Consider the following 23301-nt stretch of genomic DNA (forward strand, 5'->3'; position numbering starts at 1 on the left):
GCACGCCCTGTTCAGGAGTCGCGCCGCCTGGTCCGGTCGTCGCGCTCCACGTCCACCCGTTCCTTGCGCACCTCGCCGCGGACGTGCTCCTCCTCGGTCACGCTCTGCTTGTCGAGCCGGACCTTCTCGACCGGCTTGGTCTTCTTCTCGACCACCGGCTCCTGCCGGCGCAGCGTCACCTCGGCCTCCTCGTCGGTGAACGCGCGGTCGGTGGGCGCGCCCTCGGCGGGCTCGCGCACCACGCGCACCTCCTCGTGCGTCACCGGCACGCTCACGTCCCGCTGCTCGGTCACCGTGTGCTTGACCAGGCGCACCCGGCCGGCCTCGACGTCGCGGGTGCCGACCTCGATGTCCTCCTCGTAGCGGGTGACGGAGTCGCCGCCCTCGCGGGCCTCGTGGCGGCCGCGGCCGCGCACGTCGCCCTGCGGCATGCCGCCCTGGGGCCCCGTCCGGCCGGCGTCCGCCGCCCGGGTGGCTTCGCCCTGCGGCATACCGCCCTGCGGTCCCGTCCGGCCCGTGCCCGCCGCCCCGGCGGGTTGACCCGTCCGGCCCGTGCCGGACATCGGCTTGGTCTCGGTGCGGCCGGTGGTCCCGGTGCGCTCCCGGCCCGGGAGCCGGTCGTGCTCGCCGGTGCGGTGCGACGGGATCAGGCCGTAGTAGGCGTACAGCTCGTCCTGCTGCTGGTCGGACATGTGCTCGTCGGACACGTCGATCCGGGGCGCGTCCTTGACCTGCTGCTTGTCCACGTGCACGGTCACGACGCCGTCGCCCAGGGTCGCGTCCTGGATCGGCACGAACGACTCCTTGAGGCCGAACAGCCCGGTGTGCACGGAGGCCCACATGGGGCGCCCGTCCCGGTCGTCCAGCCACACCTGCTTCACCGAGCCGATGCGCTCACCGTGCTCGTCGATCACTTCGCAGTCGTACAGGCGGTCCACTTCGGCCTGGTTGATCATGGCCGTGTCCCCTCCGGGTCTCGTTTTTCGTCCCGGAGGAGGCTTCCCGCGGCCCGACGCCACCTATTCGGCCGCCACCTGTTCGTGTGAGGCAACGCCCCCCGAAAGAGATTCAGAGACGACGATTCGCCAGGACGGGCAACGTTTCCCTCGCGCGCGTGACACTCTCCGTGTCCACTTCGGTCAGGATGAGACCCGGTTCGCCGGCCAGCTGCTCGACCACCGCGCCCAGCGGCGTGGCGACCGTGCTGTAGCCCACGCCGGTGGGCGCGCCGTGGTCCACGCCGGGGTCGGCCTGGCCGCACGCCAGCACCCACGACGTGCAGTCCAGCGCGCGGGCGCGCACCAGCAGCTCCCACTGCTCGCGCTTGCCCGGACCCGCGCCCCACGACGCGCACACCAGCACGGCCGTCGCGCCGCGGTCGGCCAGCTCCCGGAACAGTTCGGGGAACCGCACGTCATAGCAGGTGGTGAGGCCGATCGTGACGCCGTCGACGGTCACCGCGACCGGCGCGGCGCCGGGCGCCACCGTGCGGGACTCGGTGAACCCGAACGCGTCGAACAGGTGGATCTTGTCGTAGCCGACGTGGTGCCCGCCGCCCGTGACCAGCAGGGTGTTCGTCACGCGGCCGTCGGGCGCGGGCCGGAACATGCCCGCCACCACGACCACGCCGTGCTCGTCGGCGATGTCGCGCACGGCGCTCGCCCACGGCCCGTCCAGCGGCTCGGCCACGGGCCCGAGGGGCACGCCGAACCGGCACATCGTGGCCTCCGGGAACACCACCAGGCGTGCGCCGCCGGCCGCCGCGCGCGCGGTCTCCGAACGCACCAGGTCGAGGTTGGCCGCCGGGTCGGTGGACGAGCTGATCTGGCACAGGGCGACACGCATGCGGCCCACTCTAGGTAGTGTCGGGTCCCGTGCGCTCCCTCTTGCCCCCGCTCGTCGTCGCGGCCGTCCTCGCCGCCGCGGGCTGCACCGGCACGACGACGCCCAGCGCCGAGGGCACGTCGGACAACAGCGCGCTCGTGCTGGCCGACCCGGTCGAGCCGACCACGCTGAACCCGCTGCTCGGCTACGGCCGCGAGGGCGTGTCCAAGCTCTACGACGGGCTGGTGGACCACCGCGCGGACGGGTCGGTGCGGCCCCGGCTGGCGGCGGACGCGCCCCAACCCGCCGCGGACGGGCTGAGCTGGACCGTGGCGCTGCGCGAGGACGTGAAGTTCACCGACGGCACGTCGTTCGGGCCCGAGGACGTGGTGGCCACCTACCGGGCGCTGCTCGACCCGGCGTCCGGCTCGACCGAACGGGCCGCGTACGCGGAGCTGACCGGGGTCGAGCAGCTCGACGTGCGCACCGTGCGGTTCACGTTGGCCAGGCCGTGGGCGGCGTTCCCGCACACGCTGGTGCTCGGCATCCTGCCCAGCGAGGCGTTCGACGTGCCGCTGCGCGACGTGCGGCCCGTCGGCACCGGCCCGTACAAGCTCGTGGAGTGGCGCAAGGGCGACCGGATGGTGCTGGAGGCCAACGCCTCCTACTTCGGCGGCGAGCCCGGGATCCGCAAGCTGACCGTGGTGTTCGTGCCGGACGACAACACGCGCGCCCAGCGCATGCAGGCGGGCGAGTTCGACGGCACCGAGCTGCCGCCCCGGCTGGCCGCGTCGTTCGGCAACGCCAACGGCCTGCGGGTGATCACGCACCGCACCGCCGACCTGCGCGCGGTCACGCTGCCCACCGGGCCGGTGACCGGCGACGCGGCGATCCGGATGGCGTTGAACCACGCGGTCAACCGCAAGGGCATGGTCGACAACCTGCTCGGCGGCAAGGGCGAGCCGGCGAGCACGCCGGTGCCCGGGGCGCTGCCGGAGTTCGTCGAGACCGGGGCCCGGTTCTCCCACGACAAGGCGCAGGCGGAGCTGCTGCTCGACCAGGCGGGCTGGGTGCGCGGCGCGGACGGCGTGCGGGCGCGGGGCGGCGTGCCCGCACGGTTCACCCTGATGTACCCGATCGGCGACGTGGTGCGGGCCGACCTGGCCACCGCGTTCGCCGCGGACGCCAAGGCGGTCGGCATCGACGTGCAGCTCGCGGGGCTGAGCCCGGACGCCATCACGCCCCGGCTCGGCGCGGACGCGTCGCTGCACGGCGGCGGCACCCCGTTCGACCCGGACCTGATGACCTACCGGCAGCTGCACACGCCGAACCCGTGGGGCTACTCGAACCCGCAGGTGGACGCCGCGCTCGACACCGGCCGCACGCTGCTGGACCCGGCGCAGCGGGCGGCGGCGTACAAGCAGTTCCAGCGGGCGTACGTGGCCGCGCCCGGCATGGTCGTGCTGGCCTCCGTGCAGCACACGTACGTGGTGCGGGAGAACTGGAACGGCTACCAGGAGGTCGTGGACCCGGCCGAGCGCGGCGCGCTGTCCTGGGGGCCGTGGTGGAACCTGGAGAAGTGGACTCCCCGCTGACCCCTGGTCTTCTTGCACTCCGTTGGCGATAGTGGGGTATCCACGAGCCTAAGGGGACGCAGTGACGATCTTCCTCGACTCCGCCGGGTCCTCCCTGCCGCCGCGCGAGGTGCTGGACGAGGTGATCGGCCACCTGCGGCGGGAGGCCGAGGTCGGCGGGTACGTCGCCGCCCGGGAGCGGGCCGACGACCTGCGGGAGGGCTACGCGGTGGTGGCCGAGCTGCTGGGCGCGTCGCCGGACGAGGTCGCGTTCACCGACAGCGCCACCCGGTCGTGGCTGACCGCGTTCGACGCGGTGCCGCTGGCCGCGGGCGACCGGGTGCTGTTCAGCGAGGCGGAGTACGCGGGCACCGCGATCCCGATCCTGCACCGGGCGCGCGAGGTCGGCGCGACCGCCGAGGCGGTGCCGTCGGACCCGTCCGGGCAGGTGGACGTGACCGCGTTGAAGGACATGCTGGACGAGCGGGTGAAGCTCGTCTCCCTGGTGCACGTGCCGACGAACAGCGGCCTGGTGAACCCGGCGCGCGAGGTGGCCGAGGTCGCGCACGAGGTGGGCGCGCTGGTGCTGCTGGACGCGTGCCAGTCGATCGGGCAGCTGCCGGTGCGGGCCGACGAGCTGGGCGTGGACCTGATCACGGGCACCGGGCGCAAGTGGCTGCGCGGTCCGCGCGGCACGGGCGTGCTGGTCGTGCGCCGCGAGGCCGCCGCCCGCCTGCGGCCCCGGCTGGTCGACCTGCACAGCGCCGAGTGGGTCGCGCCGGACGAGATCCGGCTGCGCGACGACGCCCGGGTGCACGAGATCTGGGAGTCGAGCGTCGCCGACCGGCTCGGCCTCATCGCGGCGGTCCGGTACGCGCTGGCCAAGGGCCTGGACGTGATCGAACGGGAGGTCGGCGACCGCGCGCGGCGGCTGCGGGAGGGCCTGGCCGCGCTGCCCGGCGTGACGGTGCGCGACCCCGGCGTGCGCAAGTCGGGCATCGTCACGTTCACCGTGGACGGCCTGCCGGCGACCGAGGTGCGCGACCGGCTGGCCCGCGACGGCGTCACCGTCACCGTCAGCACGGCGTCGTCCACGCTGCTGGACATGACCCGGCGCGGGCTCGCCGAGGTGGTGAGGGCGTCACCGCACTACTTCGTCGAGCCCGCGCAGGTCGATCAGGCCGTGGCGGCCGTCAGCAGGTGCGCCCGGTGAAGGTAGTCGCCTGACCGGCGATACCATCCGCCGGTGACGATGGCCGACATGCCGTGGACTGAGGTCGAACCGCTTCCCACGCTCAACGGCGACCTCCAGCCGCTGCTCGACACGGTACGGGCCATCCAAGGTGCGTGGAAATCCGTTGTCTCGGCCAACGACGAGGCATTCCACGAGGCGCGTCGGAGGTCGTTGCGCCGCCATGCCATTGAAACGGGCATCATCGAGCGCCTTTACGACATCGACTGGGGCGTCACGGAAGCCTTGGTCGCGGAAGGGCTGACGGCTGACGCGGTTGCCCGCGCGGGTGACGGTTCCGTCAACGAGGACGTGCTCGAAGTCGTCCGGTCCCAGTACGAAACCCTGGAATTCCTGGTCCAGTCCGCCCGTGAAGGGCGGGACCTGTCGGTGTCCCTCATCAAGGAACTGCACGTCGCACTCACCAGGCGGCAGTCGACGTACACCGCCACGGGTCCGACCGGCATGGTCTTCCAGGCGACTCTGCACCACGGTGAGTGGAAGCAGCAGGTCAACCACGTGACTCGACCGGATGGGTCACTGCTCGAGTACACCCCTCCCGAGCAGGTGGCGTCGCAGATGGACCGGTTGGTCGAGCTGTACCACGACTACGGCGACCGCGATCCGATCATCCAAGCGTCGTGGTTGCACCACCGCTTCGTCCGGATTCATCCGTTCGAGGACGGCAACGGTCGTGTTGCGCGGTGCCTCACGCTGCTCATCCTGCTCAAGCACGACCTGGCGCCGCTGGTCGTGGACAGGCGGGAGCGCACCCGCTACCTGCGGTGCTTGGACCAGGCCAACGAGGGTGACCTGCGGCCGCTGGTGCGGTTCTTCGCGGAACTGGAGATCGGCGCCCTGCGCAGTGAGCTGGAGCGCCCGGTGGCCGCCGAGCACGCGCTCGCCGAGGGCGGGGGCGCCCTGACCGTGCTCGAAGCGGGGATCGGTCGACTGCGGGAGCTGCGTGCCGCCGGCGGAACGGTCGATCGGTCCGCCAGGGTCGCCGCACTCGCCGACGGGATCCAGCGGAAGATCAACGCTTGGCTCGAGGGCATGAGGGACAGGATCGGCGCGCTCCTGCGTGAAGGCATCGACACCGATGCAAAAGCCACTGTCGCGAGCGCCGCACCCCCGAGCCCGGAGGCACGTCATTGGCGACGCCAGGTGATCCGGGCCGCGCGAAGCGTCGATTTCTACGCCAACCTCAGGGAAGGCGTGTGGTGGACCCGTCTGCACCTCGTGGCTTTCGACCAGCGGCTTCGCTACCTGGTTTTCCTGCAGAAGACGGGTATCGGTGAGACCGGCGTGCTGACGCTGACCGTCTACGCCGAAATGTTGACTTCCGACAGCAGCGAGGAGGGCTCGTCGGTGGCTGACCCGATCGTCGAGTCGTCGCCGACCGAAACCGTGACCTGGACCTGGACCCACTCGCCCGACGACCAGTGGGAGAACGTCGTCGAGGTGCTCGACACGACCTTGGCGAGCGCGCTCGCCAAGTTCACCTCCAGCCTGGGATGACACATGACCCGGCGCGGGCTCGCCGAGGTGGTGAGGGCGTCACCGCACTACTTCGTCGAGCCCGCGCAGGTCGATCAGGCCGTGGCGGCCGTCAGCAGGTGCGCCCGGTGATGCGCGGGACGCAGTCGGAGTAGTCGAGGAACAGCTGCACGGCCGAGTCGTTGCGCGAGGTCTGCGTGGCGATCACCGTGTCGCGCGGGTAGAAGCCGCTGGTGCCGCTCGCCGACGCCGGGTACATCTCGAACGTGTAGCTCCAGATCTTGTGCTCCGCCCACATCCAGTCGTCGACGCTGCCGTCGGTGATGTAGAGGTCGCTGGCCTGCTGCGGCGTGTAGCCGTTCAGCGCCGCCATCCGCCGGCCCATGGTCTGGAACACGTTGGCCTGGGTGGCGTCCAGGCCCGCGGCGGTGTCGTTGTAGGTGTAGCCGTACGGCCACAGGATCAGCTCCGAGAACGTGTGCCAGTCGATGTGCGACTTGATCTGCTGCACGCCGCCGACCACGCGGGTGCCGACGAAGTCCCGGACGCGGGCGGTCTCCGGCGCGGAGAACGCCGACGGGCCGCGGTAGGTCTCGCTCGACCCGCTGCCGCTGGAACCGCCGCAGCAGCCCCACTGGTAGCCCCAGTTGCGGTTGGGGTCGGTGCCGGTGGAGGTGGAGTTCGGCTGCCGGTTCTTGCGCCACGCCCGGAACGAGCCGGTCGCGATGTCGTACTCCGCGCCGTCCGGGTTGACGCTGGGGATGACCCAGATCTCCCGGCTGTCGACGGTGCTCTTGATCGCCGAGTTGGACGCGTAGTTGTCCGTGTACCGCTTGATGATGTGCAGGCACATCTCCACGGTCAGGTGCTCGCGCGCGTGCTGGTTGCAGGTGAACAGCACCTCGGGCTCGGCCTCGTCGACCGTCGGGTTGTCGCTGATCTTGATCATCCACAGGTCGCGGTTCTGGTACGACTTGCCGATGCTGCGCAGCGTGACGAGGTTCGGGTGGTCGCTGACCGTCTGGTTCAGCTCGGCGACCATCTCGGCGTAGTTGTGGTAGCCGGTGTAGCCGGACGGGAAGTCCAGCGTGCCGAGCTGCGGGTCGGCGAAGTCCGCCTTGCCCAGGCCCGCGAGCTGGGCGTCGGCGTCGCCGGTGTTCCGCATCGGGAGCCCGGTGGCGCGCAGCAGCCACTGCTGGCGGGGTTCGGCGATCACGGTGAGCGTGTCGCCGTTCTGCCCGAGCACGTCGACCCCGGTCCGGGCGACCTTGGTCCGGGCCTCCGGGGTCGGCGCGGTGACCTCGAAGACGGACCGCTCGGGGGAGTGCGAGGTCGCCGGTTGCGCCGACCCGGGGTGCGCGGGGAGCACCAGGGCCACGCTCGCGACCAGCGCGGCGGCCACGAGGCCGCGCCGCTTGGTGAACATCAAGCCTCCATCATCAGCAGGGTTTGCGACGGAGATGGGTGTTACCCAACAGAAAGCTCACACAGCGTGGCCCGACGTTCACAATCCGAGGTAGCCCCCGTTTGTCGGGTTCACCGCCCGGGTGCGGGGTGACAGTTGACGGAATTGGCGACCGCTTACCCTTGGGGGCATGCTCAGCCGCATCGACCTGCGAGGTCGGGTTCCGTCCGCCGCCGAACTGCGCGCCGCGCTGCCGCGCGCCGAGGTCGACGTGGACGCGGTGCTGCATCACGTCCGCCCGCTCGTCGAGGACGTGCGCGCCCGGGGCGTCGAGGCCGTGCTGGAGCACGGCGAGAAGTTCGACAAGGTCCGCCCCGCGTCCGTCCGCGTGCCCGCCGCCGAGCTGGAGCGCGCCCTGGCCGAGCTGGACCCGGCCGTGCGCGCGGCGCTGGAGGAGTCGATCGCGCGGGCCCGCAAGGTGCACGCCGACCAGCGCCGGGTCGACACGACCACGCAGGTCGTGCCCGGCGGCACGGTCACCGAGCGCTGGGTGCCGGTGGCCCGCGTCGGCCTGTACGCCCCCGGCGGCCTGGCCGTCTACCCGTCCAGCGTGGTCATGAACGTGGTGCCGGCGCAGATCGCGGGCGTCGAGTCGCTGGTCGTCTGCTCGCCGCCGCAGGAGGAGTTCGGCGGCCTGCCGCACCCGGCGATCCTGGCCGCCGCCGCGCTGCTGGGCGTGACCGAGGTGTGGGCCGTGGGCGGCGCGCTCGCGGTCGCGCTGCTGGCCTACGGCGGCACGGACACCGACGGCCGCGCCCTGGAGCCGGTGGACCTGGTGACCGGTCCGGGCAACATCTACCTGACCGCGGCCAAGCGGCTGCTGCGCGGCCTGATCGGCATCGACTCCGAGGCCGGGCCGACCGAGATCGCGATCCTGGCCGACGGGACGGCCGACCCGGTGCACGTGGCCGCCGACCTGATCAGCCAGGCCGAGCACGACACGCTCGCCGCGAGCGTGCTCGTGACCACGTCCGAGGAGCTGGCGGACGCCGTGGACGCCGAGCTGGAGCGCCGGACCGCCGCCACCAAGCACGCCGAGCGGGTGCGGACGGCGTTGACCGGCAAGCAGTCCGGCACCGTGCTGGTGTCCGACCTCGCCGACGGGCTGCGGGTGGTGGACGTGTACGCCGCCGAGCACCTGGAGGTCCAGACCGCCGACGCCCGCGAGGTCGCCTCCCGCGTGCGCGCGGCCGGCGCGGTCTTCGTCGGGCCGCACTCGCCGGTGTCGCTGGGCGACTACTGCGCGGGCTCCAACCACGTGCTGCCCACCGGCGGGTGCGCGCGGCACTCGTCGGGGCTGTCGGTGCAGACGTTCCTGCGCGGCATCCACGTGATCGACTACAGCGAGGACGCGTTGCGCGAGGTGGCGTCGCACGTCGTGGCGCTGGCGAACGCCGAGGACCTGCCCGCGCACGGCGAGGCGGTCACGGCGAGGTTCCGCGGATGAGGCCGATCGGCGCCGAGGTCGAGCTGGTCGACCTCCCCCTGCGCGAGGACCTGCGCGGGCGCACGCCGTACGGCGCGCCGCAGCTCGACGTGCCCGTGCGGCTGAACACGAACGAGAACCCGTACCCGCCCACGCCCGCCCTGGTGGAGGACGTGGTGCGGGAGGTGGCGGCGATCGCGGGCGAGCTGCACCGCTACCCGGACCGGGACGCGGTGGCGTTGCGCGAGGACCTGGCGGGCTACCTGGCCTCGGCCACGGGCGTGCCGCTGACCTCGGCGAACGTGTGGGCCGCGAACGGCTCGAACGAGGTGCTCCAGCAGATCCTCCAGGCGTTCGGCGGGCCCGGCCGGACGGCGCTGGGCTTCGAGCCGTCGTACTCGATGCACCCGATCATCGCGGCGGGCACCCGGACCGAGTGGGCGCCCACGCCGCGCCGCGAGGACTTCTCGCTGGACGTGGACCGGGCGGCGGGGATCGTCGCCGAACGCGCGCCCGACGTGGTGTTCGTGACCAGCCCGAACAACCCGACCGGGCAGAGCCTGCCGCTGGACGACCTGCGCGTGCTGATCGAGGCGTCGCCGGGCGTGGTGGTGGTGGACGAGGCGTACGCGGAGTTCTCGTCGCGGCCGAGCGCGGTCGCGCTGCTGGCGGACCACCCGGCGAAGCTGATCGTCAGCCGGACCATGAGCAAGGCGTTCGCCTTCGCCGGCGGCCGGCTCGGCTACCTCGCCGCCGCGCCCGCCGTGGTGGACGCGTTGCAGCTCGTGCGGCTGCCGTACCACCTGTCGGCGTTGACGCAGGCCGCGGCGCGGGCGTCGCTGCGGCACGCGGCCGAGACGCTGGGCTCGGTGGCCCGGCTGGCCGCCGAGCGGGACCGGGTGGTCGACTCGCTGTCGGGCCTGGGCTTCTCGGTGGTGCCGAGCGACGCGAACTTCGTGCTGTTCGGCTGGTTCGAGGACACGCGCGCCACGTGGCGGTCCTACCTGGAACGGGGCGTGCTGATCAGGGACGTCGGCATCGTCGGGCACCTGCGGGTGACGGTCGGGACCCCGGAGGAGAACGACGCGTTCCTCGCGGCGAGCAAGGAGGTTGGCCGGTGAGCCGGGTCGGCAAGGTGGAGCGGACCACCAGGGAGTCTTCGGTGCACGTCGAGGTGGACCTCGACGGCACCGGCAAGGTCGAGATCGCGACGGGGGTGCCGTTCTACGACCACATGCTGACCGCGCTGGGCGTGCACGGGTCGTTCGACCTGGTCGTCCGGGCGACCGGCGACGTGGAGATCGACGCGCACCACACCGTGGAGGACGTGGCGATCGTGCTCGGGCAGGCGTTGCGGGAGGCGTTGGGCGACAAGGCGGGCATCCGCCGGTTCGGCGACGCGTGGATCCCGATGGACGAGACGCTGGCGCACGCGGCGGTGGACGTGTCCGGGCGGCCGTACTGCGTGCACGTGGGCGAGCCGGAGCGGTTCAACGCCTTCACGATCGGCGGCAACTACCCGTTCGTGCTGAACCGGCACGTGTTCGACTCGCTGGCGTTCCACGCGGGGATCGCGCTGCACGTGCGGGTGGAGTACGGGCGCGACCCGCACCACATCACCGAGGCGCAGTTCAAGGCGATCGCGCGGGCGCTGCGCGCGGCGGTCGAGCCGGACCCGCGCGTCGGCGGCGTGCCGTCGACCAAGGGCGTCCTGTAGATGCCGAAGGAGTACGTGGTCCTCGGCCTGCTGGCGTTGGCGGGGTTCCTGGGCGGCGGCGTCTACAGCACGTGGAAGACGGCGCGGGGCCTGGCGGTCCTGCTGCTCGTCCTCGCCCTGGTGGCCGTGGGCGCCGCCGTGGCCTGGCTGCTCTGACCCGAACGTTCACCTCACCCGTTCCGAACGTAGGACACGCGCGTTCCGAACGTGGGACACGCGCGTTCCGAACGTGGGACACGCGCGTTCCGAACGTGGGACACGCGCGTTCCGAACGTAGGACACACGCGTGAGTCCTACGTTCGGAACGCGAGAGTCCTACGTTCAGGGGCGGTGAGTTCAACGCTCGGGGCGTGGGCGCGGGACGGTGGTTGGCGGTCTGCGTATGGTTGGTCACATGTCGTCACCGGGTGAGGCCACCGTCACCGCCGGTCGTCCTCGGGAGCGGGCCGACGCCGCGCGCAACCGGGCCCGCGTGCTGGCCGCCGCCGAAGAGGTGTTCGCCGCCGCGGGCGGCGCGGTCGGCGTGACGATGGAGGACATCGCGCGGGCCGCGGGCGTGGGCCGGGCGACGCTGTACCGGCGCTACCCGGACACGACGTCGATCGCGCAGGCGCTGCTGGACGAGCACGAGTCCGGCATCCAGCGGCTCATCCTCACCGGACCGCCGCCGCTCGGGCCGGGCGCGCCGCCGGACGAGCGGCTGGCCGCGTTCTACCGGACCATGGTCGGCCTGCTGGAACGGCACCTGCACCTGGTGCTCGGCGCGGAGACGGGGCGGGCGAGGTTCCGGGCGGGCGCGTACGGCTTCTGGCGGCGGCACGTGGCGTCGCTGGTCGACGGCGCGCCGGCGGCTGTGGTGGACGCCCTGATGGCCCCGTTGGCCCCGGAGGTCTACCAGTACCAGAGGCAGGTCCGCGGCCTCGGCCCGGACGAGGTCGTGGCCGGTCTCGACTGGCTCACGAGACGTGTTCTCGCAGGTGGTTAGGCGGCACGGCGGGCACCAGCCACACGCCGTTGGCGCTGACCCGGAACTCGTGGCCTTCGGCGGCCATGGCCGCGGCGTCCACCACCAGCACCACCGGCTTGCCGCGGCGTGACCCGACCCGCACCGCCGTCTCCACGGTCGCGGACAGGTGCACGTCGTGCCGGGCCATCGGCCGCAGCCCGTCGCGGAAGATGTCGGGCAGGAACCGGGCGACCGTCCCGTGGTACAGCTCGGCGGGCGGCTCGGCCACCGGCAGGTCGAGCGACACCGCCACGGTGTGCCCCTGACTGGCCCGGATGCGCCCGTCCTCGATCGCGAACCGCTGCTTGTCGTTGTCCGCCACCACCTCCAACACCTGCGCCCGGGTCACGCCCAGGGCGCGCACGAAATCGCCCAGGTCCACCCACCCGGCCGCGTCGAGCCTGAGCCCGACCTCCTCCGGCGCGTGGCGCAGGACCCTGGCCATCCGCTTCGACAAGCGGACCATCTGCTTCTTCTCTTGCACGGACCCCAGTGCACCACGGCGGCACAACCGATTTCAGGTGCCGCCCTCGACCGCGGGCTTGAGCTTGGGCGCGCCGGGGCCGTCGGCGGCCTGCTCGTCGTCGAAGTTGTGCAGGGAGCAGCTGCGCAGCGACAGGCACCCGCACCCGATGCACGAGGTCAGCCGGTCCCGCAGCCGCCGCAGCGCGTCGATCCGCGCGTCCAGCTCCACCTGCCAGCTCGCCGACAGCCTGCTCCAGTCGGACTTGGTCGGGGTGCGGTTGTCCGGCAGGGTCGCCAGCGCGGCGTGCACGTCCTCCAGCGACAGCCCGACGCGCTGGGCGGTGCGGATGAACGCGAGCCGCCGCAGCACGTGCCGCGGGTACCGGCGCTGGTTGCCGGCCGTGCGCTCCGAGGTGATCAGGCCCCGTTCCTCGTAGAACCGCAGCGCGGTGTGCGGCACGCCGCTGCGCTCGGCGACCTGGCCGATGGTCAACATGTCGGGCAGCTTGCTCACGTGCCCACCCTAGTGCTTGACCTCGACTTAAGTCGAAGTTGTTTCGTGGGGTCATGGGAGTCAAGGACAAGTCGGGCTACGCGGCGTTGCCGGCGTTGTTCCGGCGGATGACGGGGGACGAGAAGCACGAGTGGGCGGCGGCGTCCACGCTGGACGTGCTGTGGGTGCTCTACGACCGGGTGCTGGACGTCTCGCCGGACCGGGTGGACGACCCGGACCGGGACCGGTTCCTGCTGTCCAAGGGGCACGGCCCGATGGCGTACTACGCCGTGCTGGCCGCGAAGGGCTACCTCGAACCATCCACACTGGACAACTGGACGGCGTGGGACTCGCCGTTGGGCCAGCACCCGGACCGGGTCCTGGTCAAGGGCGTGGAGATCAGCAGCGGCTCGCTCGGGCACGGCCTGCCGATCGCCGTCGGCACCGCGCTGGGGCTGCGCCTGCAACGCCGCACCGCGCGCACCTTCGTGCTGGTCGGGGACGCCGAGTTGGACGAGGGCAGCAACCACGAGGCGATCGCGCTGGCCGGGCGGCTCGGCCTGGACCGGCTCGTCACGGTGGTGGTGGACAACGCGTCCGGCACCCACGGCTGGCCCGGCGGCGTGGCGAAGCGGTTCGAGGTCGAGGGCTGGCAGTCGTCCACAGTGGACGGCAGGGACCACGCCGCGCTGCACGCGGCGCTCACGCAGGACCACCCCGGCCGACCGCTGGTCGTGGTGGCGGAGATCGACGAGGGGGAGCGATGACGTCGATGCGCCAGGTGTTCGTGGACACCGTCGAGGACGTGATGCGGCACGACCCGCGGGTGGCCGTGGTGCTGGCCGAGATCTCGCGGGACGTGTTCGCACCGCACGAGCGGGTGATCAACGTCGGCATCCGCGAGCAGGCCATGGTCGGGGTGGGCGCGGGGTTGGCGCTGACCGGGATGCGGCCGGTCGTGCACACCTACGCGCCGTTCCTGGTCGAGCGGCCGTTCGAGCAGGTCAAGCTGGACTTCGGGCACCAGGACGTGGGCGGGGTACTGGTCGGCATCGGCGGCTCCTACGACGACCCGGTCTGGGGCCGCACGCACCAGGCCCCCGGCGACGTGGCGCTGTTCGACACGCTGCCCGGCTGGACGGTGCGCGTGCCGGGTCACCCGGAGGAGGTCGGGCCGCTCGTGCGGGACGCGCTCGCCCGGGACGACCGGGTCTACCTGCGGCTCTCCCTGCGGCACAACGCCGAGCCGCACCCGGTGGTCGAGGGGTTCACCGAGGTGCGGCGCGGCGGGCAGGGCGTGGTGGTGGCGATCGGGCCGATGCTCGACACCGTGCTGGAGGCCACCCGGGACGCCGACGTGACCGTGCTCTACGCGACCACCGTGCGGCCGTTCGACGCGGCCGGCCTGGTGGCGGCGGTGGGCCGGGCCCGGCGGGCGGACGTGCTGCTGGTCGAGCCGTACCTGGAGGGCACCTCGGCGCACCTGGCGGCGGAGGCGTTGGCCGACGTGCCGCACCGGTTGCGGTCGCTGGGCGTGCGGCGCGACGCCGAGCTGCGCGCCTACGGCACCGCCGAGGACCACGATTCGGCGCACGACCTCGACGTGCCGGGGGTCGCCGCGGCCGTGCGTCGGATGTTCGGCCACCCGGCCGCTGCGGCATGATCTCCGCCTGTGAGCGTGCCGAGAACCCTGATCTGGACACCCGCGCCGACCGCGGAGCTGCAGCTCAACCTGCACCGCGCCGCCGCGGGACCCGCGGCACTGGTCCCGGTGGCGTCCGGGACCGTGCTGCTGCCGCCCAGGCGGATCGGGTTCGCGGCGGCCTGCCGGCTGGCCGAGAGGGTCAGGGAGACCGGCGCGGCGGCGCTGCTGCTGCGCTGGTCCCCCGGCGCGGAGGTGTGGACCGACGGTGAGCGCGCGGGCTCGACGGGTTCGGCGCGCCGGCTGGTCGGCCTGGTGCGCTGGTGGCGGCTGGACGCCCGGCCCCGGCCGGTGGACCTGCCCGCCGACGTCGCCGAGGTGCGGTCCCTGGTGGACGAGGGCCGCGCCGACACCTGGGTGACGGCCCTGCCCGACCGGACCGGCCTGCCGATCAACACGGTGCTGCCGGTGGTCCCCGTCACCCAGGGCGGGCTCGCCTGACCCGTGCTCGGGCCGGTCGCCCTAGTAGGCTGAACGCGTGCCCAAGGTCGTCGTGCTGGACTACGGATTCGGCAACATCCGCTCCGCCGAGCGCGCTCTCCAGCGCGTCGGCGCCGACGTGGAGGTGACGTCCGACCACCGGGCCGCGCTCGACGCCGACGGGCTGGTGGTGCCCGGCGTGGGCGCGTTCGCCGCCTGCATGGCCGGGCTGGACGCGATCAAGGGCGGCCGGCTCATCGGGCAGCGGCTGGCCGGCGGGCGTCCCGTGCTCGGCATCTGCGTCGGCATGCAGATCCTGTTCGAGCGGGGCATCGAGCACGGCGTGCTCACCGAGGGCTGCGGCGAGTGGCCCGGCACGGTGGAGCGGCTGGAGGCCCCCGTCGTGCCGCACATGGGCTGGAACACCGTCCGCACCCCCGAGGGCACGCGGTTGTTCGCGGGGCTCGACGCGGGCACCCGGTTCTACTTCGTGCACTCCTACGGCGTGCGCAAGTGGGAGCTGAACCCTTCCGAGGCGCTGCGCGCGCCGCTGGTGACGTGGGCCGAGCACGGCGGCGACGAGTTCGTGGCCGCGGTCGAGAACGGCCCGCTGTGGGCGACCCAGTTCCACCCGGAGAAGTCCGGCGACGCGGGCGCGCACCTGCTGGAGAACTGGCTCAAGAGCTTCAACTAGGCTGAACGCGTGACTTTCACGCTGCTCCCGGCCGTTGACGTGGCCGATGGCCTGGCCGTTCGGCTCGTGCAGGGCGAGGCCGGCACGGAGACCAACTACGGCGACCCGCTGGAGGCCGCGCTCGCGTGGCAGCGCGACGGCGCGGAGTGGGTGCACCTGGTCGACCTCGACGCCGCGTTCGGCCGCGGCAGCAACCGCGAGCTGCTGGCCCGCGTCGTCGGCGAGCTGGACGTGCGGGTGGAGCTGTCCGGCGGCATCCGCGACGACGAGTCGCTGGCCGCCGCGCTCGCCACCGGCTGCGCGCGGGTGAACCTGGGCACGGCCGCGCTGGAGGACCCGGTGTGGTGCGCGAAGGTCGTCGCCGAGCACGGCGAGAAGATCGCGGTCGGCCTGGACGTGCGGATCACCGGGCAGGGCCACCGGGTCGCCGCGCGCGGCTGGACCAAGGACGGCGGCGACCTGTGGGAGGTGCTGGAGCGGCTGGACCGCGACGGCTGCGCCCGCTACGTGGTGACCGACGTGAGCAAGGACGGCACGCTCCAGGGCCCGAACGTGGACCTGCTGCGCGAGGTGTGCGCGCGGACCGACGCGCCGGTGATCGCCTCGGGCGGGGTGTCCAGTGTGGACGACCTGGTCGCGCTGGCCGCGCTGTCCCGCGACGGCGTGGAGGGCGCGATCGTGGGCAAGGCGCTCTACGCGGGCGCGTTCACGCTGCCGGAGGCGCTGGCGGCCGTCCGCGGTTGATCGCGTCCTCGATCTCCCGGACGATGTGGGCCTCCGCGGCCTGTTCGGTCACGCCCGTGCGGGCGAGGGCCCTGGCCGCGGCGCCCTCCCGCTCGGCGAGCAGCCCGAGCAGCAGGTGCTCGGTGCCGACGAAGTGGTGACCGTGGCGCAGTGACGCCCGCACGGCCAGCTCCAACGCCTTCTTGCAGTGCGTGGTGAACGGCTGCGGGTCGGGTCGCTGTCGGACCGCGGGGTCGAGTTCGGTGAGCACGGCCATCCGCGTGGAGCCCTCCGCGGCCTCCAGCCGGGCGATCGTCTTGGCGGCCAGGCCGCCGGACTCGTCCAGCAGGCCGAGCAGGACGTGCTCGGTGCCGATGTGCTCGCTGAACCGGGCGTGGTGGCGGGCCAGCACGACCACCCGGCGCGCCCGGTCGGTGTAGCGGTCGAAGCTCGGCTTGAGGTCCGGCGACTCCCGGGGCACGAACCGCTTCTGCGCGGCCTGCTTGGTGACGCCGATGCTCTCGCCGATCTCGGTCCAGCTCGCGCCGGCGCGCCGCGCCTCGTCCACGAAGTGGCCGATGAGGTGGTCGCCCAGCTCGTCCAGCTGGTCGCTCAGCTCCACCGCGGCGGCCAGCCTGCCGAGCACGTCCGGGTGCTCCGCCGCGACGGTGACGATGAGGTCCGTGAGCTGGACCGGAGCGGTGACCACCCGTCAACTGTAGGTTGACGGGTGGTGGTCGTCAACTTCGGGTTGACGGTGCCCGGTCAGCCGGGGGTGATCTCGATGCCGATCGTGCCCCGGCGGCCGCGACGCAGGCGGCTGCCGAGCAGCGTGAGCCGGCCGAGCACGCCGTACTTGCGGGCGACGAGGGACCGGACGTGGTCGCTGCCCGCGTGGTCGAGCAGCCGGGCGGTCGCGGGCACCTGCTCGCCGGTGGGCCGGCCCTTGACGTCGCACGGTCCGATCCGGACGTCACCGCTGCGGCGGATGCGCTTGACCTTGCCCGAGTCCGAAGCGGACCAGACGTACATCGTGCCGTTCGAGCCGGTCACCCAGACCGGCGTGGGCACGGGGGTGCCGTCCTTGCGGAAGGTGGTCAACAACAGGTACTTGCCGGCTGCGAGGTCCATGCGCGAACGGTAGCCGGACATGCGGCGGAGCCCCGTTCCCCAGTGGGGTGAACGGGGCTCCGCGGAAGCGCGTTCGGGTCAGATGACCGTCACGTTGGTGGCCTGGGGGCCCTTGGCGCCCTGGCCGACGTCGAAGCTCACGCGCTGGTTCTCGTCCAGGCTGCGGTAGCCGCCGCCCTGGATCTCCGAGTAGTGCACGAACACGTCCGCGCCACCGTCCTCGGGGGAGATGAAGCCGAAGCCCTTCTCCGAGTTGAACCACTTCACGGTGCCCTGCGCCATCTTGAACTCCTCGTACTGCTGGCCAGCGGGGCGAACGCACCCGCTGAGGCCGGTCCAAACGCTGACCCTGAGGAATCACACGCTCAAACGCGTTTCGCGAGCGTGGATAACACGAACACAAAACTGACGACCTCCACCAGTTAACCACACTTCCGCCCGATCCGCGTGTGTCCTACGTCCAAGTCCCGCGTGTCCTACCTCCAGAACGCGCGTGTCCTACGTTCAGAACGCGCGTGTCGTACGTTCGGGACCCCCGAGTTCAACGCTCAGGACCGGGCGGCCGGCCACCCGCGCCGCACACGTAGGCTTTGCCCATGTCGGTTGCGGTGCGCGTGATCCCCTGCCTGGACGTCGACCGGGGGCGGGTGGTGAAGGGCGTGAACTTCGCCAACCTCGTCGACGCGGGCGACCCGGTCGAGCTGGCGCGGGCCTACGACGCCGAGGGCGCGGACGAGCTGACGTTCCTCGACGTCACGGCGTCCTCCAGCGACCGCGAGACCACGTTCGACGTCGTCCGGCGCACGGCGGAGCAGGTGTTCATCCCCCTCACGGTGGGCGGCGGCGTGCGCAGCGCGGAGGACGTGGACAAGCTGCTGCGGGCGGGCGCGGACAAGGTGAGCGTGAACACCGCCGCCATCGCCCGCCCCGAGCTGCTGGGCGAGCTGTCCCGCCGGTTCGGCGCGCAGTGCATCGTGCTGTCGGTGGACGCCCGGCGCGTGCCGGAGGGCGAGCGGCCCACCCCGTCCGGGTTCGAGGTCACCACGCACGGCGGGCGCAAGGGCACCGGCATCGACGCGGTCGAGTGGGCGGCCCGCGGCCAGGAGCTGGGCGTGGGCGAGATCCTGCTCAACTCCATGGACGCCGACGGCACCAAGGCGGGCTTCGACCTGGAGCTGATCCGGCTGACCCGCGAGGTGGTGGACGTGCCGCTGATCGCCAGCGGCGGCGCGGGCGCGGTCGGGCACTTCCCGCCCGCCGTCGCCGAGGGCGCGGACGCCGTGCTCGCGGCCAGCGTCTTCCACTTCGGCACGCTGCGGATCGGCGACGTCAAGGACGCCCTGCGCGCCGCCGGCGTGGAGGTGCGCTGATGCGGAACCCGCGCAACGGCCCCACCGAGGTCTTCCTCGCCATCCTGCTCGGCGCCGCGGGCGCGGTCCTGTTCGTGCTGATGGGCCTGATCCAGTGGCAGGTCGAGGGCGACTCGACGTGGATGAGGTTCCCGGTGATCGTCGCGGTGCTGGAGCTGCTCGCGGTGGGCGGGCTGGCGACCGGCCTGCGCCCGGCCCGGCTGACCGCCGCGATCGTGTTCGGCCTGGTCGCGCTCGTGCACCTGCTCGCCGTGCTCAACGACGGCCCGGTGTGGCTGCGCGTGGTGTCCGGCCTGCTCTCGGCCGTCCACGTCTTCGCCGTGGTGATGCTCAACACCCGCCCCGCCCGACTCCACTTCCTGGGAGGACAGCGTTGACCAGCGCGCTCGACCCGGCCATCGCCTCACGGCTCAAGCGCACCGCCGACGGCCTGGTGTGCGCGGTGGCGCAGCGCCGCGGCACGGGGGAGGTGCTGATGGTCGCGTGGATGGACGACGAGGCCCTGCACCGCACGCTCACCACCCGCCGCGCCACGTACTACTCGCGCAGCCGCAGGCAGCTGTGGGTGAAGGGCGAGACCTCCGGGCACACGCAGTACGTGCACGAGGTGCGGCTGGACTGCGACGGCGACACGCTGCTGCTGGTCGTGGACCAGGTCGGCGCGGCGTGCCACACCGGCGACGCGACGTGCTTCGACTCGACCGTGCTGCTGGGGCCCGCGGGCTGACCGCTCAGCCGATGTCGCCGGTCAGGTACCGCTGGAGGTTGGGCGCGATGGCCCTGACCAGCGTCTCCACGTCGGCCGAGGCGAACGGCTCGAACTTCACCACGTACCGCACCATGCCCATGCCGAAGATCTGGGTGGCCAGCAGCGTCGCGCGCAGCTCCGCGTCCGGCACGCCCAGGTGCAGCACGAGCCGCTTGAGCAGGGTCTGCACGAAGAACCCTCGCAGCACGTCGGCGACCTGGTCGTGCGAGGTCACGCTGCGCACCATCGCCGCGAACGGGCCGCCCCCGATGGGGTCCCACACGCCGATGAAGTTGCGCACGATCCGCTCGCCGATCTGCTCGTCCGGGCCGTCGAGGAGCCGTTCGACCAGGGCGTTGATGTCGACCGGCACGTGCAGCACGGCCTTGGCGAACAGGCCCTCCTTGCCGCCGAACCAGTGGTTGACCATGGCCGCGTCCACCCCGGCCCGCGCGGCGATGGACCGGACGGTCGCGCCCTCGTAGCCGCGTTCGACGAACACCTCCCGCGCGGCGTCCAGCAGCGCGGCCCTGGTGTCCGCGCCGCCGGACCGCCGGCCGCGGCGCTTGGGTTCGGTTTGTCGCGAGCTCTGGTCCACGTCACCATCATGCGCGACGGCCCGCACTTTTTTCAACACGCGTTGAAATGGAGCCGGTCGAACCGCGCCCCGGACCCGACCGGCACAATGTCGCCCATGGTGAGCGTCATCGGTGCAGGCGCGGGTCTGGGCGAGGTCAGCCCGACGCGCGAGGAGTTCCGCGAGCTCGCCGCGCAGCGGCGGGTCATCCCGGTGGTGCGGCGGCTGCTGGCGGACGCGGAGACGCCCGTCGGGCTGTACCGCAAGCTCGCGGCGGACCGACCGGGCACGTTCCTGTTCGAGTCGGCCGAGAACGGCCGCTCCTGGTCGCGCTGGTCGTTCGTGGGCGCGCGCAGCGCCGGCGCGCTGACCGCGACCGGCGGCGAGGCGTTCTGGCAGGGGCCGCACCCGGTGGGCCTGCCCGAGGGCGGCGACCCGCTGGCGGCCCTGCGCGAGACCATCGAGGTGCTGCGCACCGACCCGCTGCCCGGCCTGCCGCCGCTGACCGGCGGGATGGTCGGCTACATCGGCTACGACGCCGTGCGGCGGCTGGAGCGGCTGCCGTCGCTCGCGCAGGACGACCTCCGGGTGCCGGAGCTGGTGATGCTGCTGGCCACCGACCTGGCCGCGCTGGACCACCACGAGGGCACCGTCACGCTCATCGCGAACGCCATCAACTGGGACGACTCGCCGGAACGCGTGGACGCCGCCTACGACGACGCCGTGGCCCGGCTCGACGCGATGACGCTGGACCTCCAGAGCCCCGCGCCGCCCACGGTCGCGGTGTTCGCCCGGCCCAAGCCGGAGTTCGTCCGCCGCCGCACGCAGGAGGAGCACTGCGCGGCCGTGGAGAAGGCCAAGGAGGCCATCCGGGCCGGCGAGGCGTTCCAGGTCGTGCTGTCCCAGCGGTTCGAGATGCGCACCACCGCCGACCCGCTCGACATCTACCGGGTGCTGCGCACGTCCAACCCCAGCCCGTACATGTACCTGCTGCGGCTGGACGACTTCGACATCGTCGGGTGCAGCCCGGAGTCGCTGGTGACGGTGCGCGACGGCAAGGCGACCACGCACCCGATCGCGGGCACCCGCTGGCGCGGCGTGGACGACGAGGAAGACGCCCTGCTGGAGAAGGACCTGCTGGCCGACCACAAGGAGCGCGCCGAGCACCTCATGCTGGTCGACCTCGGCCGCAACGACCTGGGCCGGGTGTGCAAGCCGGGCTCGGTGACCGTGGTCGACTTCTTCAAGGTCGAGCGGTACAGCCACGTCATGCACATCGTGTCCACGGTCAGCGGCGAGCTGGCCGAGGGCCGCACGGCGTTCGACGCGGTCGCGGCGTGCTTCCCCGCCGGGACGCTGTCCGGCGCGCCGAAGCCCCGCGCGATGGAGCTGATCGAGGAGCTGGAGCCCACCCGGCGCGGCCTGTACGGCGGCGTCGTCGGCTACCTGGACTTCGCGGGCGACGCGGACACCGCCATCGCCATCCGGACCGCGCTGGTGCGCGACGGGGTGGCGTACGTGCAGGCGGGCGGCGGCATCGTGGCCGACTCCGACCCGGTCGCCGAGGACAACGAGTGCCTGAACAAGGCGGGCGCGGTGCTGTCGGCGGTCGCGACCGCGCAGACCATGGCGCCGGCGGTGGACCCCGCCCGTGTCTGAACCGGCCGACGCCCGACCCGGCAGGCGTCCACTGTGGATCGTGGTGGCGCTGCTGCTGCTCGCCGCGGTCGCGCTGTGGGGCGCGTCCGCGCTGACCTGGGACGCTTCGGCGGACCGAAGCGGCGGCGAGGTCGTGCCCGCGCTGACCCCGCTGGCGTTGCTGTGCCTGGCCGCCATCGCCGCCGCGGTGGCGTTGGGCGGCTGGGTCCGGCGGGTGCTCGGGGTCGTGGTGCTGCTCGCGGGCGTCGCGGCGGCGTTCCAAGGAGTGGACGCCGACGGGCCCGTGACCGGCCGCGGCCTGGTGTTCGCGGGCGCGGCGCTCGCGGTCGCCGCGGGCGTGGTGCTGGTCGTGCGCGGCCGGGTCATGCCGCGCCTGGGAGGCGGCTACCAGACGCCCGGCGCGGCGAAGCGGACCGCGGACCCCGAACGGGAGATGTGGAACGCGCTGGAGCGCGGCGACGATCCCACGGATGGGACGGACGCTGAGCGCGGCGACGATCCCACGCACCGGGACGGGCGCTGAGCGCGGCGGCGTTCCCACGGAGCGGGACGGACGCCCCGCCGGGCCGGCGGTACCGCACGTTTGCGCACGTCGGCCCGGAAGGGTGCTGGTCATCCGCGTGAACGGCGCGACCCGGTGGCCGGCGGGGGTGCGCGGCGGGGTTAGCATCCTCGTGGCGGGAAGGGGAGCGTGACGTGCGGGAGCTTGCGACTGAACCGGAAGGTCTGACGGAGTCGAGCGAGGTGCGCGGATGACCGTGCTCGAGTCGATCATCGAAGGCGTCCGCGAAGACCTCGCCCAGCGCGAGGCGGCACTGCCCTTCGACGTGCTCAGGGAGAAGGCGGCCAAGGTGCCGCCGCCGCAGGACGTGATGTCGATCCTGCGCGGACCGGGTGTCGGCGTCATCGCCGAGGTGAAGCGGCGCAGCCCGTCCAAGGGGCAGTTGGCCGACATCCCGGAGCCCGCGGACCTCGCGGTGCAGTACGAGCTGGGCGGCGCGCGGGCGATCAGCGTGCTGACCGAGCAGCGCCGGTTCGGCGGGTCGCTGGACGACTTCGACGCGGTGCGCGCGGCCGTGGGCGTCCCCCTGCTGCGCAAGGACTTCATCGTCAGCCCGTACCAGGTGCACGAGGCGCGCCTGCACGGCGCGGACCTGGTGCTGCTCATCGTGGCGGCGCTGGAGCAGAACGCGCTGGTCGCCCTGCTGGACCGGGTCGAGTCGCTGGGCATGACGGCCCTGGTCGAGGTGCACACGGCCGAGGAGGCCGACCGCGCGCTGGAGGCGGGCGCGAGCGTCATCGGCGTGAACGCGCGCAACCTGCACACCCTGGAAGTGGACAAGGACGTGTTCGGGCGGATCGCGCCCGGCCTGCCCTTCGACACCATCAAGATCGCCGAGTCCGGGGTGACCGGGCCGGGCGACCTGATGGCGTACGCGGGCGCGGGGGCCGACGCGGTGCTGGTCGGCGAGAGCCTGGTGACGAGCGGCGACCCCAAGGTCGCGGTGAACAAGCTGGTGACGGCCGGTTCCCACCCCGCGTGCCCGCGGCCGAGCCGGTAACACACCCGTAGGAGGAG

At 72.8% G+C, this 23301-nt stretch carries 28 protein-coding genes; 19 read left to right on the plus strand and 9 right to left on the minus strand.

The window, feature by feature from the left end; genetic code table 11:
- Positions 1-11: 11 nt before the first annotated feature.
- The gene (locus tag ACWEFJ_RS15530) at positions 12-956 is read right to left on the minus strand and encodes a DUF2382 domain-containing protein (RefSeq protein ID WP_378092749.1); all 945 of its coding nucleotides are present in this window, start codon (positions 954-956) and stop codon (positions 12-14) included.
- 112 nt (positions 957-1068) lie between these two features.
- The gene (locus ACWEFJ_RS15535) at positions 1069-1845 is read right to left on the minus strand and encodes a carbon-nitrogen hydrolase family protein (protein ID WP_378092747.1); all 777 of its coding nucleotides are present in this window, start codon (positions 1843-1845) and stop codon (positions 1069-1071) included.
- A gap of 29 nt (positions 1846-1874) precedes the next feature.
- On the opposite strand from ACWEFJ_RS15535, the gene ACWEFJ_RS15540 reads away from it, so the two are divergent.
- The 3 genes from ACWEFJ_RS15540 (at position 1875) to ACWEFJ_RS15550 (ending at position 6147) form a co-directional block, all read left to right on the plus strand.
- On the plus strand, positions 1875-3419 hold the full coding sequence (locus ACWEFJ_RS15540) for an ABC transporter substrate-binding protein (RefSeq protein ID WP_378092745.1): 1545 nt from the start codon (positions 1875-1877) through the stop codon (positions 3417-3419).
- Between the two features lie 61 nt (positions 3420-3480).
- Positions 3481-4611 (plus strand): aminotransferase class V-fold PLP-dependent enzyme, encoded by a 1131-nt coding sequence (locus ACWEFJ_RS15545; RefSeq protein ID WP_449714096.1) that lies wholly within the window; start codon positions 3481-3483, stop codon positions 4609-4611.
- Between the two features lie 39 nt (positions 4612-4650).
- Positions 4651-6147 carry a Fic family protein gene (locus ACWEFJ_RS15550; protein ID WP_378092783.1) on the plus strand — a complete coding sequence of 499 codons (1497 nt, stop codon included), beginning with the start codon at positions 4651-4653 and terminating at the stop codon, positions 6145-6147.
- A gap of 91 nt (positions 6148-6238) precedes the next feature.
- On the opposite strand, the gene ACWEFJ_RS15555 is transcribed toward ACWEFJ_RS15550, so the two are convergent.
- Positions 6239-7552, minus strand: a complete 1314-nt coding sequence (locus ACWEFJ_RS15555) for a M14 family metallopeptidase (RefSeq protein ID WP_378092741.1) — start codon at positions 7550-7552, stop codon at positions 6239-6241.
- A gap of 169 nt (positions 7553-7721) precedes the next feature.
- Here ACWEFJ_RS15555 and hisD point away from each other — a divergent pair, with 169 nt between their 5' ends.
- The 5 genes from hisD to ACWEFJ_RS15580 all read left to right on the plus strand — a co-directional run bounded on the left by hisD (position 7722) and on the right by ACWEFJ_RS15580 (position 11719).
- On the plus strand, positions 7722-9038 hold the full coding sequence (gene hisD, locus ACWEFJ_RS15560; RefSeq protein WP_449714097.1) for a histidinol dehydrogenase: 1317 nt from the start codon (positions 7722-7724) through the stop codon (positions 9036-9038).
- A complete protein-coding gene (locus tag ACWEFJ_RS15565) occupies positions 9035-10138 on the plus strand; it encodes a histidinol-phosphate transaminase (protein ID WP_378092737.1) in 1104 nt (367 codons plus the stop codon). Before hisD ends, ACWEFJ_RS15565 begins: the two co-directional genes overlap by 4 nt.
- On the plus strand, positions 10135-10734 hold the full coding sequence (hisB, locus tag ACWEFJ_RS15570) for an imidazoleglycerol-phosphate dehydratase HisB (RefSeq protein ID WP_449714098.1): 600 nt from the start codon (positions 10135-10137) through the stop codon (positions 10732-10734). The genes ACWEFJ_RS15565 and hisB overlap by 4 nt, the downstream gene beginning before the upstream one ends.
- Positions 10735-10890 (plus strand): hypothetical protein, encoded by a 156-nt coding sequence (locus ACWEFJ_RS15575; RefSeq protein WP_378092733.1) that lies wholly within the window; start codon positions 10735-10737, stop codon positions 10888-10890. It abuts the gene before it with no gap.
- A gap of 238 nt (positions 10891-11128) precedes the next feature.
- A complete protein-coding gene (locus ACWEFJ_RS15580; protein ID WP_378089564.1) occupies positions 11129-11719 on the plus strand; it encodes a TetR/AcrR family transcriptional regulator in 591 nt (196 codons plus the stop codon).
- Here ACWEFJ_RS15580 and ACWEFJ_RS15585 read toward each other — a convergent pair.
- Positions 11691-12206, minus strand: a complete 516-nt coding sequence (locus ACWEFJ_RS15585; RefSeq protein ID WP_449714112.1) for an RNA 2'-phosphotransferase — start codon at positions 12204-12206, stop codon at positions 11691-11693. The two genes, ACWEFJ_RS15580 and ACWEFJ_RS15585, sit on opposite strands and share 29 nt — an antisense overlap.
- Before the next feature lie 51 nt (positions 12207-12257).
- Complete coding sequence (soxR, locus tag ACWEFJ_RS15590; RefSeq protein ID WP_449714099.1) at positions 12258-12719, minus strand: redox-sensitive transcriptional activator SoxR; 462 nt, start codon at positions 12717-12719, stop codon at positions 12258-12260.
- A 53-nt stretch (positions 12720-12772) separates the two neighbouring features.
- Here soxR and ACWEFJ_RS15595 point away from each other — a divergent pair, with 53 nt between their 5' ends.
- The 5 genes from ACWEFJ_RS15595 to priA are packed head-to-tail and all read left to right on the plus strand — an operon-like array spanning position 12773 to position 16258.
- Complete coding sequence (locus ACWEFJ_RS15595) at positions 12773-13465, plus strand: thiamine pyrophosphate-dependent enzyme (RefSeq protein WP_378089561.1); 693 nt, start codon at positions 12773-12775, stop codon at positions 13463-13465.
- Positions 13462-14361: a transketolase family protein gene (locus tag ACWEFJ_RS15600; RefSeq protein WP_449714100.1), complete on the plus strand. Its 900-nt coding sequence runs from the start codon at positions 13462-13464 to the stop codon at positions 14359-14361. Before ACWEFJ_RS15595 ends, ACWEFJ_RS15600 begins: the two co-directional genes overlap by 4 nt.
- A gap of 9 nt (positions 14362-14370) precedes the next feature.
- On the plus strand, positions 14371-14841 hold the full coding sequence (locus ACWEFJ_RS15605; RefSeq protein WP_378089557.1) for a hypothetical protein: 471 nt from the start codon (positions 14371-14373) through the stop codon (positions 14839-14841).
- Positions 14842-14878: 37 nt separating this feature from the next.
- The gene (gene hisH / locus ACWEFJ_RS15610) at positions 14879-15514 is read left to right on the plus strand and encodes an imidazole glycerol phosphate synthase subunit HisH (RefSeq protein WP_378089555.1); all 636 of its coding nucleotides are present in this window, start codon (positions 14879-14881) and stop codon (positions 15512-15514) included.
- A gap of 9 nt (positions 15515-15523) precedes the next feature.
- Positions 15524-16258 carry a bifunctional 1-(5-phosphoribosyl)-5-((5-phosphoribosylamino)methylideneamino)imidazole-4-carboxamide isomerase/phosphoribosylanthranilate isomerase PriA gene (gene priA / locus ACWEFJ_RS15615; RefSeq protein ID WP_449714101.1) on the plus strand — a complete coding sequence of 245 codons (735 nt, stop codon included), beginning with the start codon at positions 15524-15526 and terminating at the stop codon, positions 16256-16258.
- Here priA and ACWEFJ_RS15620 read toward each other — a convergent pair.
- From ACWEFJ_RS15620 to ACWEFJ_RS15630, 3 genes are all read right to left on the minus strand, one after another.
- Positions 16221-16946: a Clp protease N-terminal domain-containing protein gene (locus tag ACWEFJ_RS15620; protein ID WP_378089551.1), complete on the minus strand. Its 726-nt coding sequence runs from the start codon at positions 16944-16946 to the stop codon at positions 16221-16223. The two genes, priA and ACWEFJ_RS15620, sit on opposite strands and share 38 nt — an antisense overlap.
- Before the next feature lie 56 nt (positions 16947-17002).
- The gene (locus ACWEFJ_RS15625) at positions 17003-17368 is read right to left on the minus strand and encodes a PPOX class F420-dependent oxidoreductase (RefSeq protein ID WP_378089549.1); all 366 of its coding nucleotides are present in this window, start codon (positions 17366-17368) and stop codon (positions 17003-17005) included.
- Between the two features lie 78 nt (positions 17369-17446).
- Positions 17447-17650: a cold-shock protein gene (locus ACWEFJ_RS15630; protein WP_378089547.1), complete on the minus strand. Its 204-nt coding sequence runs from the start codon at positions 17648-17650 to the stop codon at positions 17447-17449.
- Positions 17651-17964: 314 nt separating this feature from the next.
- On the opposite strand from ACWEFJ_RS15630, the gene hisF reads away from it, so the two are divergent.
- From hisF to hisI, 3 genes are read left to right on the plus strand one after another with little or no spacing between them, the layout of a single operon-like run.
- Complete coding sequence (gene hisF / locus ACWEFJ_RS15635) at positions 17965-18738, plus strand: imidazole glycerol phosphate synthase subunit HisF (RefSeq protein WP_449714102.1); 774 nt, start codon at positions 17965-17967, stop codon at positions 18736-18738.
- Entirely contained in the window at positions 18738-19115 is a 378-nt protein-coding gene (locus ACWEFJ_RS15640) for a hypothetical protein (RefSeq protein ID WP_378089543.1), read from the plus strand. Before hisF ends, ACWEFJ_RS15640 begins: the two co-directional genes overlap by 1 nt.
- On the plus strand, positions 19112-19465 hold the full coding sequence (hisI, locus tag ACWEFJ_RS15645; protein WP_378089541.1) for a phosphoribosyl-AMP cyclohydrolase: 354 nt from the start codon (positions 19112-19114) through the stop codon (positions 19463-19465). Before ACWEFJ_RS15640 ends, hisI begins: the two co-directional genes overlap by 4 nt.
- A gap of 4 nt (positions 19466-19469) precedes the next feature.
- On the opposite strand, the gene ACWEFJ_RS15650 is transcribed toward hisI, so the two are convergent.
- Positions 19470-20084: a TetR/AcrR family transcriptional regulator gene (locus tag ACWEFJ_RS15650; RefSeq protein WP_378089538.1), complete on the minus strand. Its 615-nt coding sequence runs from the start codon at positions 20082-20084 to the stop codon at positions 19470-19472.
- A 96-nt stretch (positions 20085-20180) separates the two neighbouring features.
- On the opposite strand from ACWEFJ_RS15650, the gene ACWEFJ_RS15655 reads away from it, so the two are divergent.
- The 3 genes from ACWEFJ_RS15655 (at position 20181) to trpC (ending at position 23284) form a co-directional block, all read left to right on the plus strand.
- Positions 20181-21722, plus strand: a complete 1542-nt coding sequence (locus tag ACWEFJ_RS15655) for an anthranilate synthase component I (RefSeq protein WP_449714103.1) — start codon at positions 20181-20183, stop codon at positions 21720-21722.
- A complete protein-coding gene (locus ACWEFJ_RS15660; RefSeq protein WP_449714104.1) occupies positions 21715-22245 on the plus strand; it encodes a Trp biosynthesis-associated membrane protein in 531 nt (176 codons plus the stop codon). The genes ACWEFJ_RS15655 and ACWEFJ_RS15660 overlap by 8 nt, the downstream gene beginning before the upstream one ends.
- 229 nt (positions 22246-22474) lie before the next feature.
- Complete coding sequence (trpC, locus tag ACWEFJ_RS15665) at positions 22475-23284, plus strand: indole-3-glycerol phosphate synthase TrpC (protein WP_378089532.1); 810 nt, start codon at positions 22475-22477, stop codon at positions 23282-23284.
- Positions 23285-23301: the final 17 nt, after the last annotated feature.

This window comes from Actinosynnema sp. NPDC004786 (genome assembly GCF_053601135.1).